The organism is Acinetobacter lwoffii, from assembly GCF_024129435.1.
Taxonomy (GTDB): Bacteria; Pseudomonadota; Gammaproteobacteria; order Pseudomonadales; family Moraxellaceae; genus Acinetobacter; species Acinetobacter lwoffii_F.
In genome coordinates this window covers 200,749-219,516 of record NZ_JAMXXN010000001.1, presented here as the reverse complement: position 1 = coordinate 219,516, position 18,768 = coordinate 200,749, and the positions used below count along the sequence as shown (strand labels likewise).

General features: G+C 42.6%; 16 protein-coding genes. 8 read left to right on the top strand and 8 right to left on the bottom strand.

The window, feature by feature from the left end:
- The first annotated feature begins 41 nt into the window (after nucleotides 1–41).
- Together leuE and NI455_RS01125 are read left to right on the top strand one after the other, a co-directional pair.
- The gene (leuE, locus tag NI455_RS01130; RefSeq protein WP_004278829.1) at nucleotides 42–701 is read left to right on the top strand and encodes a leucine efflux protein LeuE; all 660 of its coding nucleotides are present in this window, start codon (nucleotides 42–44) and stop codon (nucleotides 699–701) included.
- Nucleotides 702–810: 109 nt separating this feature from the next.
- Nucleotides 811–1,986: a benzoate/H(+) symporter BenE family transporter gene (locus tag NI455_RS01125; protein ID WP_253112045.1), complete on the top strand. Its 1,176-nt coding sequence runs from the start codon at nucleotides 811–813 to the stop codon at nucleotides 1,984–1,986.
- A gap of 39 nt (nucleotides 1,987–2,025) precedes the next feature.
- Here NI455_RS01125 and NI455_RS01120 read toward each other — a convergent pair whose 3' ends face one another.
- Both NI455_RS01120 and NI455_RS01115 read right to left on the bottom strand, forming a co-directional pair.
- A complete protein-coding gene (locus NI455_RS01120) occupies nucleotides 2,026–2,370 on the bottom strand; it encodes an SMR family transporter (RefSeq protein ID WP_005252206.1) in 345 nt (114 codons plus the stop codon).
- A 90-nt stretch (nucleotides 2,371–2,460) separates the two neighbouring features.
- The gene (locus tag NI455_RS01115; RefSeq protein ID WP_253112010.1) at nucleotides 2,461–3,447 is read right to left on the bottom strand and encodes an alpha/beta hydrolase; all 987 of its coding nucleotides are present in this window, start codon (nucleotides 3,445–3,447) and stop codon (nucleotides 2,461–2,463) included.
- 266 nt (nucleotides 3,448–3,713) lie between these two features.
- Between NI455_RS01115 and NI455_RS01110 the strand changes: the two genes are divergently transcribed.
- Nucleotides 3,714–4,157 (top strand): universal stress protein, encoded by a 444-nt coding sequence (locus tag NI455_RS01110; protein WP_004278834.1) that lies wholly within the window; start codon nucleotides 3,714–3,716, stop codon nucleotides 4,155–4,157.
- 134 nt (nucleotides 4,158–4,291) lie between these two features.
- Nucleotides 4,292–4,738, top strand: a complete 447-nt coding sequence (locus NI455_RS01105; protein ID WP_004278835.1) for a universal stress protein — start codon at nucleotides 4,292–4,294, stop codon at nucleotides 4,736–4,738.
- Nucleotides 4,739–4,771: 33 nt separating this feature from the next.
- On the opposite strand, the gene NI455_RS01100 is transcribed toward NI455_RS01105, so the two are convergent.
- Together NI455_RS01100 and pepN are read right to left on the bottom strand one after the other, a co-directional pair.
- Nucleotides 4,772–4,981 (bottom strand): hypothetical protein, encoded by a 210-nt coding sequence (locus NI455_RS01100; protein ID WP_004278836.1) that lies wholly within the window; start codon nucleotides 4,979–4,981, stop codon nucleotides 4,772–4,774.
- 215 nt (nucleotides 4,982–5,196) lie between these two features.
- Complete coding sequence (gene pepN / locus NI455_RS01095; RefSeq protein WP_253112044.1) at nucleotides 5,197–7,803, bottom strand: aminopeptidase N; 2,607 nt, start codon at nucleotides 7,801–7,803, stop codon at nucleotides 5,197–5,199.
- A 361-nt stretch (nucleotides 7,804–8,164) separates the two neighbouring features.
- Between pepN and NI455_RS01090 the strand changes: the two genes are divergently transcribed.
- The 3 genes from NI455_RS01090 to thiM all read left to right on the top strand — a co-directional run bounded on the left by NI455_RS01090 (nucleotide 8,165) and on the right by thiM (nucleotide 10,624).
- Nucleotides 8,165–8,422 carry a hypothetical protein gene (locus NI455_RS01090; RefSeq protein WP_253112008.1) on the top strand — a complete coding sequence of 86 codons (258 nt, stop codon included), beginning with the start codon at nucleotides 8,165–8,167 and terminating at the stop codon, nucleotides 8,420–8,422.
- A gap of 161 nt (nucleotides 8,423–8,583) precedes the next feature.
- Complete coding sequence (locus NI455_RS01085; protein WP_004278840.1) at nucleotides 8,584–9,744, top strand: hypothetical protein; 1,161 nt, start codon at nucleotides 8,584–8,586, stop codon at nucleotides 9,742–9,744.
- A gap of 40 nt (nucleotides 9,745–9,784) precedes the next feature.
- Nucleotides 9,785–10,624 (top strand): hydroxyethylthiazole kinase, encoded by an 840-nt coding sequence (gene thiM, locus NI455_RS01080; RefSeq protein WP_253112006.1) that lies wholly within the window; start codon nucleotides 9,785–9,787, stop codon nucleotides 10,622–10,624.
- 570 nt (nucleotides 10,625–11,194) lie between these two features.
- On the opposite strand, the gene NI455_RS01075 is transcribed toward thiM, so the two are convergent.
- A complete protein-coding gene (locus tag NI455_RS01075) occupies nucleotides 11,195–12,718 on the bottom strand; it encodes a TerC family protein (RefSeq protein ID WP_005247303.1) in 1,524 nt (507 codons plus the stop codon).
- A gap of 742 nt (nucleotides 12,719–13,460) precedes the next feature.
- Between NI455_RS01075 and NI455_RS01070 the strand changes: the two genes are divergently transcribed.
- Nucleotides 13,461–13,925 (top strand): MarR family winged helix-turn-helix transcriptional regulator, encoded by a 465-nt coding sequence (locus tag NI455_RS01070; protein ID WP_004278843.1) that lies wholly within the window; start codon nucleotides 13,461–13,463, stop codon nucleotides 13,923–13,925.
- A gap of 77 nt (nucleotides 13,926–14,002) precedes the next feature.
- Here NI455_RS01070 and NI455_RS01065 read toward each other — a convergent pair whose 3' ends face one another.
- The 3 genes from NI455_RS01065 to NI455_RS01055 form a co-directional block, all read right to left on the bottom strand.
- On the bottom strand, nucleotides 14,003–14,665 hold the full coding sequence (locus tag NI455_RS01065) for an SOS response-associated peptidase family protein (RefSeq protein WP_253112005.1): 663 nt from the start codon (nucleotides 14,663–14,665) through the stop codon (nucleotides 14,003–14,005).
- Between the two features lie 92 nt (nucleotides 14,666–14,757).
- A complete protein-coding gene (locus NI455_RS01060) occupies nucleotides 14,758–16,206 on the bottom strand; it encodes an aldehyde dehydrogenase family protein (RefSeq protein ID WP_253112004.1) in 1,449 nt (482 codons plus the stop codon).
- A gap of 128 nt (nucleotides 16,207–16,334) precedes the next feature.
- Nucleotides 16,335–18,500, bottom strand: a complete 2,166-nt coding sequence (locus NI455_RS01055; RefSeq protein ID WP_253112003.1) for a malate synthase G — start codon at nucleotides 18,498–18,500, stop codon at nucleotides 16,335–16,337.
- Between the last annotated feature and the right edge of the window lie 268 nt (nucleotides 18,501–18,768).

The window sequence follows — 18,768 nt, the reverse complement described above, 5'->3', positions numbered from 1 at the left end:
CTATAATGCCGCATCGGCTTTTTTGTTCATGCGAGTTTTTCGTGTTTGGTATCACAGATCTAACGACCTTTATCATTGGAACCACGTTGATTGTGCTACTGCCCGGGCCGAATTCCCTGTATGTCATGTCGATTGCTTCGCGCTTTGGGATTAAGACGGGATATATGGGTGCCTTGGGGGTTTATACGGGCGATCTGATCCTGATTATATGTACAGCATTGGGAGCAGCTTCTTTACTGCATGCCTTTCCGGTACTGTTTATTGCACTGAAAGTTATTGGAGCGATCTATCTCAGTTACTTGGGTATCAAGCTAATCATTGCGGCCTACCAGACTTTCTTTCCGGAAAAGTCATCACAACGCGTCCAGATTAAAAAGACGACTCCAGATACGGTAGAATCTGTTCAGCCCTTTCGTACAGCGCTCACAATCAGTATTTTAAATCCCAAAGCGATTCTGTTTTATCTGTCTTTTTTTGTGCAGTTTGTCGATCCTGCCTATCCTTATCCAGCCCTGACATTCACGCTTCTGGCTGTAATCTTGCAATTGATCAGTATGACCTATCTGTCGATCCTGATTTTTTCTGGTGTAAAACTGGCCTCCTATTTCAATCAGAACTATAAAGTGACTGCCAGCTGTGTCGCGGCGGTTGGGATCCTGTTTTGCGGTTTTGGCCTTAAACTGGCGACTTCAACTTTCTAGCAATGACCGGCTTCAAGCCAGCAGACCTCTGGATAAAATTGTTAAAAACATTGTGTTGATACGTGAAAAGCGTATGATTTAAACGCATTTAAAAATAGTGTCATGGATGATGCCAAAACTTTTACAAGATCTCTCCTTTCCCGCCATCATGGCCGGTTTTATTACCTGCATGATTGGTATCAGTGTTTCTGCCGTACTGGTTATTGAAGCTGCGCAAAGCCTGGGTGCCAATCAGGCACAGATCAGTTCCTGGTTGTGGGCACTGGGTATCGGCATTGGAGTTTCCGGGTTTCTGCTTTCCTGGAAATATCGCTATCCGATTTCAACCGCCTGGTCGACTGCCGGTCTGGCGCTGGTCATTGCTTCTGCCGGTCACTATAGTCTGGGGGAAGCAATTGGCGCTTTTCTGATTTCTGGCATTCTGATCGCTTGTCTAGGATTTTTTGGAATTTTCGAGCGAATTTTCCAGTTTATTCCACAAAGTTTGACCAGTGCCATGCTGGCAGGTGTCTTGCTGAAATTTGGTATCTCTGTGTTTGGTAGTTTGCAACAGTCATGGGAATTTGTGCTTTGTGTACTGGCGATTTATCTGGTTTCCAAAAAACTGAGTACGCGGTATAGCATCGTGATTACCGTGTTAATGGCTATTGCCCTTTGTCCGTTCTTTATTAATTTTACTATTCCACAGCTGAACTGGAGTATTGCCCAGCCGGTATGGATTACACCTGAATTTAGTTTGCAGGCTGTTTTAGGATTAGCCTTACCGTTAATGGTGATTAATCTGGCATCGCAATACCTGCCTGGCTTGGCCGTCATCAAAAGTTATGGTTATCCCCCGAAAGTAAATTCTATTCTAGGCTGGACGGGTATTACACAGACGATGTTGGCACCATTTGGCTGTTTTAGTGTCAATCTTGCCGCAATCAGTGCGGCGGTCAGCCTGGATGTCCAAGCGCATCCTGATCCGGCCAAACGTTATATTGCCGGTATGAGCTGCGGCCTGTTTTATATCCTGATGGGTTTTTTTGCTGCGACCTTGACCAGTGTACTAATGGCTTTTCCGGGGATTCTGATTACAGTATTGGCAGGCATTGCCCTGTTTGGCACCATTGGCCACAATATCGCGCTGGCTTTTCAGGACAGTCATGACCGTGAAGCAGCACTGATGACATTCCTGTTTAGCGCCTCTAATATCCAGTTTTTTGGTATTGGCTCCGCTTTTTGGGGACTGCTACTTGGTTTAATGGTTTATTTGCTGTTTAAGCTTAAACCGCAAGTGGCATAAGCTTATTGTAGAAATGAGGCAGCTACCTTGTCTGCCTTTTTAATGCCCTGCAGTCTGGGAAAACAGGTTAATCACCACCACACCGGAAATGATCAGTGCAATCCCGATAAAAGCGGGCAAATCTAGCGCCTGCTTAAAGATCACATAGCCTGCGATTGCCGTAAGAACGATGCCTACTCCCGCCCAGATTGCATATGCAATGCCTAAGGGGATTACTTTAATCACCTGAGACAGCAAATAAAACGCAATACAGAATAAAACGACTACTGCCAGAGATGGCCATAATCGGGTAAAGCCTTCAGACTTCACCAGAAATGTTGATCCAGTCACTTCGGCAATAATAGCCAATGCCAACAACAAATATGCCCATGAGACAGGATTCATTTTTTAAACTCCAAACAATTTTTCAATGATTGCTGTCGGGACGATCTGACATGATCAATCTTGAGAGATTCATTTTGCACCGTTTTCTCTTCAAGGGGAAAGCTGATGTAAAAAATCCAGGGTTTTGACAAAGGTTTGCTGACTTTCCTTTTTGCCCATAAAAAACTGATATTCATGAATGAGCCAGGCCTTAGACTCTGGATAAAATATTTCAGTCACAGGAACCTGCTGTTCCTTCAAAGCTTTTACAAATGGTAGCGACTGAGTATCGGTCAGAAAATCCTTGTTCCCGCCACTGATGAACACTGGCGGATAAGACGGCGTAATATACTGAATCGGAGAAATCTGCTTTAAAAACTCGGCATCATGTTTACGATCGCCGGTATAAGCCTGAATCAGGTTAAAGACACCCCATTCGATAATTTTCATTTCCTCAGGTGCTGTGCTGGCAAATGCTTCCAAGTCATAGATTCCACAATGCAATATTAAACCTTTAAGCTGCGCAGGTTGCAGATGAGGCTGAATACCGGATTGGTCGGCAAATACGGGATTGGTCAAAAGCGCGGCGTAATGGCTGGCCATATTCGCCCCGGCAGAATCTCCGGCCAGATATAAGTTCTGGGCATCGATTTGATAGGTTTCTGCATAGGTATCGAGAAATTCAAGTGCCTGATTGATCTGGTGTAACTGGCTTGGATAGGTCACTTGTGGCGCAAACTGATATTGCACGGATACCACGTTATAGCCCTGTGCCGCCAGCAGCTTGAAATAACCCCGTGCATGTTCTTTAGAACCTGAAATCCAGCCGCCGCCATGAATCCAGACAATGGTCGGTCGTGGGCCAATACTGGCAATATTCTGCGGCTGATACAGATCCAGAGATAATTTCTGTTGCGGCGCATAGGCAATATTCTGCTGCACGATAACCGCACTAGGTGCATAACGATCCATCACTTTTTGCTGCAAGCCTGTGGTCAGGTTAAAAGCACCGGCAATGACTTTAGTGTTCTGTGCGGTCTGACAGCCGGAAAGAATAACTGAACTTATGAGCAAAAGATGAATGGCAAAAAACCTCAAAACTGTCCCCTATACATGATCTAAAAACAGGCTACGGCAGTTTAAACTATCCTGCTGCAAACAAGGACTATTCATCCTCTTATTTTTGATCACTAAAACTGCAATTCCGAGTTTTTTACTCTGTTTTTTTCATCACTTTTACATAAAAAATATTTGTAATTTAATGAGTTTTTTCAATTTTACCGCTTTTTTGCAATTGCACCCGCCACAGCACTGTGCTATCAATAAACCAAGCCTAAAAATCAGACAACCTGCGGAGAAAAGCCATGGCCTATCAACATATTTTAGTCCCAGTGGACGGTTCAGAAATTTCCTTTTCTGCAGTACGACATGCTGCCAAAATTGCCAAGGCATTTGGTAGTCAGCTTTCCCTGATCAGCCTGATCGCAGAAGATCCTTTTACCGAGGCTGATTTCTATTACAGCTCCTCTATCATGAAGGAATATTTTATCGAGGCACATGCCAATGCCAAAAAGGCCTTGAAAGAAGCCACTGCCATCGCAGCCGGTGAAGGTATTGAAGCGCAATCCCGCATTGTCACAGGTTTAGTCAATGCAGAACATATTGCTGAAACCGCGGGTGAGGTGAAAGCCGACCTGATCGTCATGGGTTCTCATGGCCGTAAAGGCTTCCAGAAAATGATTCTGGGCAGCTTTGCACAGGATGTATTGGGTGCGAGTGAAATTCCCGTACTAATCGTTAAAAAATAATCCTGATGCTGCGCATCTTCAAGATGCGCAGTACTTGCTACTTTACATTTGAAAGTCTAACAAAACATGCTGTGGAGATTTACTCGCTCAAACCACACTCCCCTTTACTGCAATAATAAATATGAGGAAGCACCATGAATAACTATGATCATCTTCTCGTAGCACTCGATGAGTCCTCGATTTCCTATGCTGCCGCAGATCATGCCCTGGAACTGGCCAAAGTATTTCATAGCCATGTCACTTTACTCAGTGTGATTGCGGTGGATCCCTTTAAGGGCGTAGATTTTTACAAAGTTGCTCCTGCAGTCACAGACTATTTTATGCATGCAGAACAAAATGCGCTGGATCGTTTAAATGAACTGAAACTGAACTTTGTTCGTGATGGCATCCAGGTGACGACAAAAATCCTGCATGGCATGGCGCCGTCAGAAGGCATTATGCAGGCTGCAAATGAATCCCCGACCGATATGATCATTATGGGTTCACATGGTCGTAAGGGTCTGCAAAAACTCATGCTGGGCAGTGTCGCTCAGAATGTTCTGGCACTTTCCTCTATTCCAGTCCTCATCGTCAGACAATAAGATGCTTGATCAAAGCCTGTATGATGCAGGCTTTTAGCGAAGTTTTTGATTTAACTCACTTAAGAATATTTCAGCATCAAGCTGGCTTTGAAATACTTTTTTGTATTCTCCGACCTGCTGAATGGAATGCGGCGTATATTGAATGGAGATTTCAAGTAAGCCATTTTCAGGATTCTTGCTGACATGTACGGCAATAATATGCTGGCTATTTAAATAAAAACCATCTTCAATTTTCACTAACATATCTTGGACAACCTCTAGTAAGCGAATCTGTAGATCCCTTTACCTAGCTTACAGCTTAATAAACAAATACTCTTTTCCGTATAATCATACTGTAACACCCTTTAGTACTTACCTAAGCCTTTAGAGAAATTCAACTGTATTTAAAGCCAGCGTTTGAAATAAACAGGAAATAAAAAACCGGATCAGGTCGATCCGGTTTTTTATGAATATTGATGTTATACGCTGAGCATACTATTGAGTGTCTCAGACACATTTTTAGATTTAACCAGTGGCTTTAAGGTTTCAAGCTGTGCTTTCACTTCACTGCGTTGCGGTTCTGCCAAGGTATACCAGCGTGACAATACCTGTAGCAAACGTGAGCCTACAATCGGATTTTTCTCGTCCAGATATTTTGCCAGTCCAATAAAATGCTGCACGCCAAAGCTCCAGGTATTGACCGGATTAGCATTCAGCCCCCCGCTCACTGCACGGATACGGTTAGGCACAGCCAGATCATAATCCGGATGCTGGGTCAGATACGCAATCGTTGCATCCGTTGCTTTTGGATGTGCTGCCTGAACCATAAACCATTGGTCTAAAGACAAGGCTTCATCTTCAAAGCGGCTATAGAAATCTGCCAAAGCTTCTTCTGCTTGTGGTGCATCATTCCAGACCAAGACTTTCAGCGCACCCAAACGTTCAGACATATTCCCCGTGTGATATTGCTCATAGGCTAAATCAAAGGCAAATGCATCTCCCTGACGAGCCATCATCGTCAGCATAATATTTCTTAAAGCACGTACACCCATCGCTTGTGAGAATTCAGATTGCAGATCAGGATCCAGATTAAGATAAGTTTCTTTCGCTGTTTCTCCAAAAGCACGTGCCAAGGTATGCAGCAAAGCCTCACGCTTTTCCTGAATCATGACCGGATTATAATCCTGATCAATACGGCTACCTAAATAACCTTCCGACGGTACATCAAACAGACGTGATGCCAACAGCGGATCTTTCTCAATCACATCCGGCAAGGTATTGAGCATAGCCTCGATATAAATTTCTGCAGGCTGGTCATCCAGCAAGATACGCTCGAGTAAGGTCTGAGTTGCTTGCCACTGGTTAAAACCATTGGTCTCGTATTGCAACAGGAAAGCCAGTTCTTTTTCTGAATAGTCAAAGTCCAGATTCACCGGTGCAGAGAAATTACGCAGCAAGGACACCACCGGTTTTGCTGTCACACCGCTAAATTCGATCGTGGCTTCATCCTGATCAAACAGATACACGCCATCTTTGACGCCATTTTCAAAGAGTGCCTCAGAGTTCAGCGTTAGCTGCTCACCGCTTTCAGCATCAAACAGTGCCAAAGCCACTGGAATGGGTACTGCTTTCAGATTTGGATATTTAGCATGGGTTTTCAGGCTTTGCTTAAAGCTGAGGCGATAGATTTGGGTCTCTACATCATATTCAGCTTTTGCTTGAAGTTTAGGCGTACCTGGCTGGTTGTACCAGGTCAGGAAGTTAGAAAGATCTACACCTGAACCGGCTGTAAGCGCGGCCACCCAATCCTCAACCGTTACCGCCTGACCATCATGACGGCGGAAATACTCATCAGTTCCTTGACGGAATTTTTCCTTGCCAAGCAAGGTCGCCATCATGCGGTTAATTTCCGCACCTTTTTCATAAACGGTGGCGGTATAGAAGTTGTTAATTTCTACAAAATGATCTGGACGCGGTGGATGCGACAGCGGCCCTGAATCTTCGGGGAACTGATGCGCTTTGAGAACTGCTACATCATCAATACGTTGTACCGCAGCCGACTGTAAATCTTCCGAGAAAGACTGGTCACGGAATACAGTTAGACCTTCTTTTAAACACAACTGGAACCAGTCACGGCAGGTAATCCGGTTACCGGTCCAGTTATGGAAGTATTCATGGGCAATCACCGACTGCACCCGCATGATTGCGGCATCAGTGGTGTACTCTTCATCGGCTAGCACGCATGAAGTATTGAAGATATTCAGACCTTTATTTTCCATGGCACCCATGTTGAATGCACTGGTCGCCACAATCATGTAGTTATCCAGATCATAAGGCAGACCATAATGCTCTTCATCCCAGCGCATGGAATGTTTGAGCGCTTCCATGGCAATCTTACATTTTGGAATATCTTTTTCTTCTGCGTAGATTTCCAGAGCCACATTGCGGCCTTCTGACGTGACATAAGAATCTTTCATCACTGCCAAATCACCAATGACACAGGCGAACAAATAGCTCGGTTTCTTGGTTGGATCCTGCCACACGGCATAGTGACGCTTTTCATCTACTTCACCGGTTTCCAGCAGGTTACCATTCGCGAGCAAGACCGGATATTTCTTGTCTGCCTCTACACGCGTTGTAAAGACCGACAACACATCAGGACGGTCTGGATAGAAAGTAATTTTACGGAACCCTTCTGGTTCATTTTGGGTCACAAACAGATCTGAACTGGCCTGATACAGACCTTCCAGCATGGTATTACTTTCAGGATGAATTTTAACCACGATTTCAAGCGACACTTGATCAGGCGCATTGGCAATCACCAGTTGTTCAGCATCAAGACTGTAGTCAGTTGCATTCAGGATTTGACCATTTAACCGAATCGATTGCAGCTCCAGATCGCGGCCAAGCAGAACCAGATCGCCAGCAGTTTGGCGCCGCATCTCTAGCTTGCTGCTGACCAGACTGTGGTCACTATAGACTTGAATATTCAGGTCGATGGAATCAACAATAAAGGAAGGTTTTTGATAGTCTTTTAAATAAATGGTTTGATCCGCTTCGATCACCGGGTTTGCCGCAATATTCATGTCCTGTCCTAATCTTTTATCGTGTTCGACATTGTTCATGTCAAAATCATACGCCAAGTTTTAAACGCTGTCTGTGCATTTGTATTGTTAGATCTAATATGGGCATTTCGTGCACCACTTTCAATGTATTCTGCCTAATTGAGCAGCACTCGACTCTACATAAGAAATATCTGTGCCATAAAAATAACCAGCATCATAATTTCTTACATTTTTATAAATAACTGATTTAAAAATATATAATTTTATTTGCAGAATACCGCATAAATGCAGATTAAAAAATGAGCACACTTCTTGCTACAGTTAAACTGTGTTTTTCCACACTTCCAATGAAAGAATAATGATAACGATGATGAGGTGAGCCATGTATTTAAAACAGCATGTTGTACGGATCGAAAATATCAAAACTTTGCAGACCCTGGATCAGGCCAATATTGACCATAAAGTGATTGCCCTGTTGATGAGCTGTGAAGGCATTCCGCTTCAGGCCCATGAAGTGACTGCCATTCTCAACACCTACGATGCACTCGGTGCCAAAAAAGTGCTCTCTAAAAAGGTTCAGGCCTTAATTCATGCCAAACACCGCGGCGAGGAGGACGACACATTACCCTGCCCGGTTTAAAAAACGTCATTTCATGTTTTTAAAATCAGAGCTACTTCGGTAGCTCTTCTCCTGTTTGGGTGACTAATTTTGATTTAGAAAAATTGCACCAGTCCACTACGTTTGCATCTCATCAGCCGTGTATAATCAAATGCCCTTCCATTCTAGAGTTGCTCGCGACCATGGTATTCAGTGTTCTGCAAAAACAGCTTGATGAAAGTACTCACTGCCCATTGTGTAAGGCATCGATGTATTGGATTGAGGCAGAACAATATGATCAGGAGCTGAGCTATCATGAATGCAGCCATTGCCAGCATCAGCTGTATTCCGATCAAAAGCACAATTGTTATTGCGAACAATGTCTGGCGCAGCGTAAACGCATGCTCAAGGAAGTCCGTTTACAGGAAAACCGTCAATATCATAAAAAGCAGGATCGGCCGGTTCTTGAGCTGAATCAGCTCAGTTTTATCAATAAGCTGTTTTTACTTTCGGTTCTGGATGAACAGGTGCAGGAATATAGTCAGCACCGTGAATATATTGACTGGCATCAAATTCGATATTATTCCATCAGTCCCAATTATCTGTTCCAACATGGTCTGGTAAAAATCCTAATCAGGGATCAGGTTCTGATTCCCAAAGATCTCCAGCAGGAAAATCAGCATTATTATATAAATGTGCGACTGGATGGCTATTCTGAACCGACCCTGTTCAGCATTACCCAGCAGCTGCGCAATTGGTTTTATCAAAACCTGAGCCAAGGTGTGCCCTTTAAAAGTGCAGATGAAGTCAAAGATGCACTCTATTGCCTGCTGTATGAAGAAATTATTCAGTTTGCCCAATTCTATTGCCGTAGCTGGAATGTGCAGATTGCCGGAAATCAGAGCTTTCAGACCTTTTGCTATCGACTTTTGGATGTACTTGCTGTGGGCCAGATTTATTATCTGGTACAAACAGGACTTGAATATCTGTATAAACAAAAAGCCCTTAAGCCTCGCAATGAAAACTTTATTAATACCAATCTGCTGAAAAAAACCTTACAGCAGTATCGCGAACGTTCCGTGACGGAAAAATGGGAAACCTCTACTTTGCCTCGACCACCTCAACTGGCATTTAGCAAGATGAGCGAAATCTTGTTTTACCGTTTTCTGGGCTATGATGAAAATATCTTCTTTCAGCCGGTGTGGCGTTCGTGGCATAAGATCGAACCTCGCCTGAAATTTTATTCCCAAAAACGTTGTATGCACTGCGGCTCACAGGAACTGTCGGTGGATTATGATGCCAGTGATTATGTCAGCCTGTTCTGTCGTAGCTGCAAGCATCAAGACCACTATTTTACCCGCTGACCGAATACAACGAATCTTTCTCTTCTTCTAAATAACCATTATGACGACTTCTACGCAAGCACTACAGCAAACGCTTCTGGATCAGATCTGTGAGGCCTGGTTGAAACTTCAGCAACAGCAGCCCCTGGTACATATAATGACCAATACGGTGGCCAGTAACTATGTCGCCAATATTGTACTGGCTGCACATGCATCTCCGGCTATGATCGACAATCCGTTTGAAGCTGAAAGTTTTGCCAAGATTGCTGCAGCGATCAGTCTGAATCTGGGTACACCGACGACAGAGCAGGTTCAGGCGATACAGATTGCTGCGAAAACTGCCCATCAATTGCAAAAACCCTGGGTGCTTGATCCGGTCGGTTATGGAACAGTGCTGCACTGGCGTTCTGGCATCGTAGATCAGTTGATGCATTCCCAACCTACGATTTTACGAGGCAATGCTTCTGAAATTGGGGCTTTGGCCGGTAAGCAAATCGAATCCAAAGGTGTCGACAGCACGGTAGATAGTGCGGACGTTTATTTACAGGCGCAAAGTTTGCTGGATCATTGTGAATGTATCGCGATCTCTGGTGAATCCGATTACATTATTTCGAAAGACTATCCTGTGATACAGGTGTCAGGCGGTTCTGCTTTACAGCCCCGAATCACGGCGATGGGATGTGCGCTCGGTGCACTAATTGCTGCCTATAGTGCATTAACGTCTCCAGCCCTTGCTGCATTGACTGCGCATGTACATTTTGCAATTGCCGGTCAATTGGCATTTGAACGCGCACAACAGTTAGGCTGTTTTAATGTCGCCTTTCTGGATGAAATCCACCAACTCAATACTGAAACAATCCGAAAATACGCAAACTTTAAAATTCTGCCAGAATCCATTTAGTTTACGGGTCACTTCATGGGTGTTTGTTCTCCTGAATAGATAAATGCCCCTCTTTAGATTGATCCTGCTCATTTGCTCTATTGATCTCCTTAGAAATGTTCTGCCTAGCTCTTTCGGAGATCATTTTTGAGTAGTTTTATTCTGAACTGAGTAGGCTTCATACAACTTATCTAGTGATTTCCACACAAACGGTTTCCATTTTACTTAAGATCTGTTTGCATCATGCAAACCTAGTTCATGTGAATTGTAGTTCAATTTTTTGTCAGTATTTAAATATGACTTTTAAGTTTTGATTAACAGGTTACATGAATCAATATTTGATGCTTGATCATGCTTATTTTCGATTGCTGACTTGACTTTTTCGGCTTCAAAATCTCACTGCAATATCCGGATATTCAGCTCAATCGGGAACATGACTAATAGTATGAATAAACTGATAAAAATCAGTTTAAACGAAGGCTCATATTATTTTAATGAGCCACATTCAACAGACATGCATTAAAAAAGCCAGCTGCCACTAAAGCAACTGACTTTTAGAATTTGAACAAATAACGTGTTTAAAACACCTGTTTAACCTACGTAATGAATGCTGACCGACTTGATACGATTGCTTTCAATTTCAGTGACTTTGAACTGCACACCTTGATAATTTAACTCGGTGCCCACTTCAACCGTACTGTTGGTTTTATCCAGAATCAAACCCGCCACACTGATATAACCGGCATCTTCATCAATCAGATCAATCATGCCAAGCTCAAGCTCAAGCTGATAAAGATCTAACATGCCCGATGCAATCCAGTGCGTATCATCGATTTTAACTAGATCTAGCTGTTCGTCTGCATCCGGGAATTCACCAGCAATTGCTTCAAATACATCTAGCGGTGAAATCAGACCCTGTACATTACCAAACTCGTCACTCACCAAGACCAAAGAACCTTTAGAAGTACGCAAGGTATTAATCGCGTCAATAACTTTCATCTTTTCAAAGATATAAATTGGGCGATGACGTTTAATCAGTGCTTTTAATTCTTCCGGCTCTTCCAGTACATCCAATAATTCTTTGGCACGTACTACGCTAATGACCTTATCTAGGCTACCGCGACATACCGGGAACAGACTGTGTGGAACAGACAGAATTTTTTCACGGATCTGTTCTGGGCTATCTTCCAGATCAACCCATGAAATCTGACCGCGCGGCGTCATGATCGAAGCGACTGAACGCTCTGCAAGGGTAAGCACCCCACCAATCATATAGCGTTCTTCATCTGCAAAGGTTTCTTGTGCCTGATTATTTTGACTGTCGGTCGTCTCTAGCTTGCCACCCATTAACTTCAGGATCGAGTCAGCCGTACGATGACGCAAAGGAATCTTGGATTCATGTTTAGCAGCATTACGCTGACCGAACTGGTTGAATGCTTCGATTATGATCGCAACACCAATACCTGAATAGATATAGCCTTTTGGAATATGGAAACCAAAACCTTCTGCAATCAAGCTGATACCAATCAAAAGTAGGAAGCTTAAACACAGAATCACCACGGTTGGATGGCGATTCACAAAGTTGGTCAATGGTTTCGATGCCAGTAGCATCACGCCCATTGCGACAATCATGGCAGCCATCATGACATAAATATTGTCGACCATACCAATGGCGGTAATCACTGAATCTAAAGAGAAAACAGCATCTAAAACAACAATCTGTGCAACAACAGCAGTGAAACTTGCATATACCACATTGGTAGACACTGTGACTTCAGGTTTACCTTCAATCTTTTCATGCAGCTCAGTAACGGCCTTATACACCAGGAACAAGCCACCAAATAACAAGATCAGGTCCCGACCGGAGAAGGTCCAGTCAAACACAGTAATCAATGGTTGTGTCAAAGTGACCAACCAGGCAATGGCAAATAACAGGCCTAGACGCATGAATAATGCGAGAGACAAACCAATAACACGTGCTTTATCGCGTTGTTCAGGAGGAAGTTTTTCAGCCAGAATGGCAATGAAGACTAGGTTATCAATACCTAAAACGATTTCAAGAATAATAAGAGTAATTAAACCTACCCAGATTCCGGGATCTAATAAAAATTCCATTAGAGAATGACCCCGTTCGAGTAAGCTAGAAATAGAGATGGAAGATCAACGCACGGCGAGGGATCCATTAAAATTTAACCTATGCAACTTAAGACTATTCCATTATGCATAAACTGAGTATTTTGTAATGTATTAATTTACAAAAAAATTACATGATCATGATTTTATTGAGACTTTTATGGCCAACTGATTGATGCTGAAACTGATTAATTTTAATTTTTTCTACATCATGTATTCGAATTGAATTAAAAATAAACAGAATTTAGTTTGATTAGGCTATTATTTTTAAGGTCACTTAAAGATTAGAGCATAAACTATTTTTTTATTGAAAGAACAATCACTTAAAAATATAGCTGTAAATAATCATTTACTATATTGACTAAAACCATTCAATCACCCTATATTTCTTAAATCGATTAATTTATTGAAATACAATTATTTGCATTAAAACCTATTCAGACAGGCTGCTTAAGAACAATAAAAAGTCTTGGAAAACATTTCTACTCACGAAATACATAATGAGGAATTAAATTTATACAAAATATTATCGCCTTTCATCCGATTTTAAAGAACAATCTTCGCGCCAGATAAGGCTCACCTACAGAACTGATCAACTCCTTGGGATGTTAAGCAAAACTAAAAAGTGTTAGCGCTTTAACATTTTTAAAATAAAGGTTGAAATATGCATAAACTTTTTCATAAAATGAACGGGCCCTAGAAAAATAAATACAAGGAACATTTCATGACTAAGAAATATGCAAAATTTTTGCCGTGTACGGAAGAATTTAATTTAGAAAACTTTCCATATTATTGGGTAACCCAGGTTCATGCTCAATACGTCGTTAATGTCGATCATGCACTAAAAAAGTATGGTGTTGACAATTCCCGCCGCCGCATCCTTCTTGCACTAAAAGCCAAACCGCATGCCAGTGTTTCTGATTTGTCAGAGATGGTGGTTTCTAAAATGTCGACCACGACTAAAATTGTCTACCGCTTAAAAGACGAAGGTCTGGTTGAAACCTATTCATGTGAGGATGACGCACGGATTACCCGAGTATTTTTGACTGACAAAGGCATGCAAATGACACATAAGATCAATGATCTGACCAATGTCGTACTGGAACAGTCATTTGAAGGCCTGACGCCTTTGCAAATTGAAAAAACCATGGAAAGTTTACGTCATATTTTCAAAAATTTAGCTCGTTAAAGACCTACTTTTTATTTTAAATAGACGCTGGCGAATTGGCGCATACTTTACAATAATAAATAATTCGCCAGAGCTTTCTAAAAATCAAAAAAGTTCAGTTGTGGACTGACTTTTTTGATTTTTTCTTTTGGTACATGTGAACATTCAAACTCTTCTACCGGAAAGCCCTCTACAAAGCTACGAATATCCGTATGCCTTAGCGTTAGCCATTCTTGCAGTCGCTGCTGTGGAATCACAATAACCGAGCGTTTGATATTACCCGGCTCATGAAACTCCTTCATCATGGGATGGTCAATTGCATCCATGGTAATCATACTGGCAGAGCGTAAAATTTCCCCTTGTACCTGAGCAATCTCATACACAGCTGCAATAAAAGTCGCCTGACCATCTTTACGTCTTACACCCCAACGCTGCGGTTTATTATCAAAATATTTGGACTCATAAAATTCCGATACCGGAATGACGCCAAAATGACATTTGACAGTGGCTTCAGCAAAGGTTGGCTTTTGCAGTAAAGTTTCATTTCTGGCGTTATAGGTCTTGGTACCTATAGTTTTGTCTTCTGCCCATTTCGGAATGAGTCCAAAATTCACGGAACGCCATTCCAGTCCTTGAGCTGAATGAAATAAAAGCGGTGTAACATAATTGGGATAGACCTCCTCTGGATATTCAAAAGGAATTTCTGGCAATCCCAGGTTATGCAACTGCTCTAAGGTTAAAGGCTTAAAATTGGCGCACATGGTTCATATATGTAAATCATTCGACCATAACATTATACCGTGATGCCAAGTCGAAGCCTGTCGTATTTCTATAGTTTTAGGCGCGTTGACTGTTATGAATTCGGTACCGTCAACCAATGTGTCCGGGTAAACTCTTCAAAAATCCAGCGACCATTGAAACGACCCAATCCTGAATTTTTCTCGCCGCCAAAGGGTGCATTTGACTGGTCTGCCACACTAATGCCATTAATATGTGTCATACCGATATCCAGTTGTGCGGCAAACGCGCTGCCTCGCTCGATGTTTGAGGTACATACTGCACTGGATAAACCAAACTCGGTCGCATTGGCCAGGTTTAAAGCATGTGCTTCATTCCGGGCTTTTAAGATAGGTAAAATCGGACCGAAGCTTTCTTGCTGCGCCAGATCGGAATCTTCCGCGACATCAATAAAAATATGCGGATAGACCAGATTCCCTTCAATTCCTCCTTCATACACCAGTTGTGCGCCCTGCTCGCTGCCTGTTTGAATGATCTGTTGATGCTTTTCAACCTGACTCTGATTAATGATCGGACCGATCACGGTATCTTCCAGATTTGGATCACCCACCGGAATCATTTTGATCCGATCCAGGAGCTTATCTACATAAGCATCATGGATAGAGGCATCGACAATGACCCGGTTAGTACTCATGCAAATTTGTCCCTGATGCATAAAACGCCCCATCAGCGTTAGTTCAACCGCAAGATCAAGATCGGCATCATCCAGAATGACCAAAGGTGCATTGCCACCCAGTTCAAGTGCCAGACGTTTGATTCTCGAACTGGCTAGAGCCTTACTGCCAACACTTTTTCCCACTTCGGTGGAGCCGGTAAATGAAATCATTTTCGGCACTGAATGCTCAACAAAATAATCCCCGATTTCACTGCCAGCACCGGCAACAATATTCAGTGCACCTGCAGGCAAACCTGCCTCTTCAAATAATTTACCAATTAAGGTGCCGCCAGTCACTGGTGTATCACTGGCTGGCTTCAGCACAACGGTATTACCACAGGCAATTGCAGTTGCCACTGAACGTAAGGATAAATGAAATGGAAAGTTCCATGGACTAATGACAGCAATCACGCCTAAGGGCTTGCGCAAAACCATACTTTTACGTGCCGGATCCTTACTTTCCAGCTGTTCTGTTTGGATCCAGTCTGGAAAAGCCAGACTTTCCTGAATGATGCCCAGAGCAGCATCCACCTCAACGCCGGCTTTAATGCGCGTACTGCCTGATTCAATAATGAGCCAGTCAATGATTTCGTCCCGACGCTGCTGAATAATTGTCATCACATTTTGCAGCACTGTTTTTCGTACTTCAGTGGGATTCAAAACACCCTGCTGAAAAGCCTGCTCTGCTGCGGTATAAGCACTGTCGACATCGACAGAACTGGCAGCTGGCATACTAAAAATTTCACTCTGGGTATAGGGATTAATATTTTTTATTATTCTGGTTGAAGTACCAGCTTGCCACTGACCATGAATAAACTGCTGGTCTAAATTTTGATATACCGTTGTCATTTTATTGTTTCCTCACATGCTTTGCCCCACTTTAAGAGTTCAACTGGAAAATTTCTAGTCAAAACAACGACGGCTTACCATTAGACAATAAAAAAGCCTCCGAAGAGGCTTTTTTAAGCTAGACAGGATTAGTCACCTGTATAGCCTTTTAACTTTAAACGCGCTGCGTGCAGAAGCGGCTCGGTATAACCTGATGGCTGCTCACCACCTTTAAAAATCAGGTCAGATGCTGCCTGGAATGCAATATTGTTGGCAAAGTCAGCAGACATTGGTGTATACAGTGGATCATTGGCATTTTGCTCATCCACAATTTTCGCCATACGTTGCATGACTTCTTCTACCTGTTCACGACTTACGATACCGTGACGCAACCAGTTCGCAACATGTTGTGAAGAAATACGTAAAGTCGCACGGTCTTCCATTAAACCGACATCATTGATGTCTGGAACTTTAGAACAACCTACACCCAAATCTACCCAGCGAACCACATAACCTAAAATACCTTGACAGTTATTTTCGAGTTCTTTGGTTTTTTCTTCTTCAGACCAGTTAGTGTCTTTCGCCAATGGTGGTGTCAACAAATCATCTAGAGATAAAGGCTGAGTCGATAATAATTCTTGCTGACGGTCTGCAACATTAATCTGGTGATAGTGAATCGCGTGAATCACCGCACCTGTAGGTGATGGAACCCATGCACAGCTCGCACCCGCTTCAGGATGTTCAGTTTTGGTTTTGTACATGTCAAGCAGCATGTCTGGCTTTGGCCACATGCCTTTACCGATTTGTGCTTTACCACGTAAACCTGCTTGCAGACCAATCATCACGTTACGGTTTTCATAAGCCGGGAACCAGATTTGGCCTTTTACTTCGCCTTTACGAACGAATGGACCAGCTTCCATAAAGGTATGGATTTCATCGCCGGTACGGTCCATGAAACCTGTATTGATGAAGATCGTACGATCTTTGGCTTGTGCAATACAGTTCTTCAAGTTCACAGAAGTACGGCGTTCTTCATCCATAATCCCGATTTTTAAAGTTTTTGCAGGTAAGCCAAGTGCCTGTTCTGCACGTTCAAACAATTCAACGGCAAATGCCACTTCTTCAGGACCATGCATTTTCGGCTTAACGATATACATTGAACCTTGACGCGAGTTCTTGATCGTGTTTTCACCTTTGATGTCTGCAAAAGACAACAATGGCGTAACCAATGCATCCATGATGCCTTCATAGATTTCTGCGCCATCTACCAGAATCGCAGGGTTTGTCATTAAATGACCAACATTACGCAGCAACATCAATGAACGGCCGTGAACTTTAGTTTCACCACCTTCTACATTTTTGAAAGTACGGTCTTCATTCAGTTTACGGGTAACAGTTTTACCGTTTTTCTCAATAGACTCTTCTAAAGTACCTTTCATCAGGCCTAACCAGTTACGGTAGCCTTCTACTTTCTCTTCAGCATCAACAGCTGCAATCGAGTCTTCCAAGTCCTGAATGGTCGTAACTGCCGCTTCAAGAACGACGTCTTTTACGCCTGCTGCGTCAGTTTGACCAATCGGACTATTGGCATCAATCTGGATGATTGCGTGCAAGCCATTATTTTTAAGTACGATTTCAGTCGGTGCTGAAGCTTTGCCATTGTAACCAACGAATTTAGCGGCATCTGCCACAGTTGTTTTTGAACCGTCTTTTAGGGTAACAACCAGTGCATTAGCTTCAACTGCGTATTGAGTTGCGTCTGCGTGCGAACCTTGTGCGAGTGGAAAAGTTTCGTCGAGGAAATTCTTTGCAAATGCAACAACTTTTTCACCACGTTTCGGGTTATAGCCTTTGCCTTTTTCCGCACCATCTTCTTCAGAGATGACGTCGAAACCATAAAGCGCATCGTACAAAGAACCCCAACGTGCGTTTGCTGCGTTCAAGCAGTAACGGGCATTACGTACCGGTACCACCAACTGTGGACCTGCCAGTACTGCAATTTCTTCGTCTACATTTTCAGTGCTGATTTGAAAATCTTCTACTTCTGGTAACAAGTAGCCAATTTCAGTCAAGAAAGCTTTGTAAGCTTGTAATTCAAATGTGTTATTGCGGTGCCATTCATCAATTTTCGCCTGAATGTCATCACGCTTAGCCAAAAGTGCTTTATTTTTAGGGCTAAGATCAACAACGACTTGTTCAAAGTTTTTCCAGTATGTTTCGCTGTCTAAACCAGAACCTGGTAGTGCTTCATTTTCGATGAAATCGTAAAGTTCTTTAGCAATCGCTAACTTGCCTTTTTGAATACGTGCAGTCATTGTCTTTCCTGATATTGCTACTTTTTATACAAGAGATTCTAGTATACCGATTAAAATCTAGCTGAATAGTATTATCACATTGCTAAATACTGAGCATTTTTTCCAATATGAATACCCTCATAAACATATTTGATATTTCTCAGTTACAAATAGATATCATTCTGCTAAATACCCTAATGACAGTGTATAAAGTTTTCGAAATGTAGAAATTAGACTTAAGTTCAGATTTTCGAGTAAAAATTATGCATTCTAGTTATACACGATCATA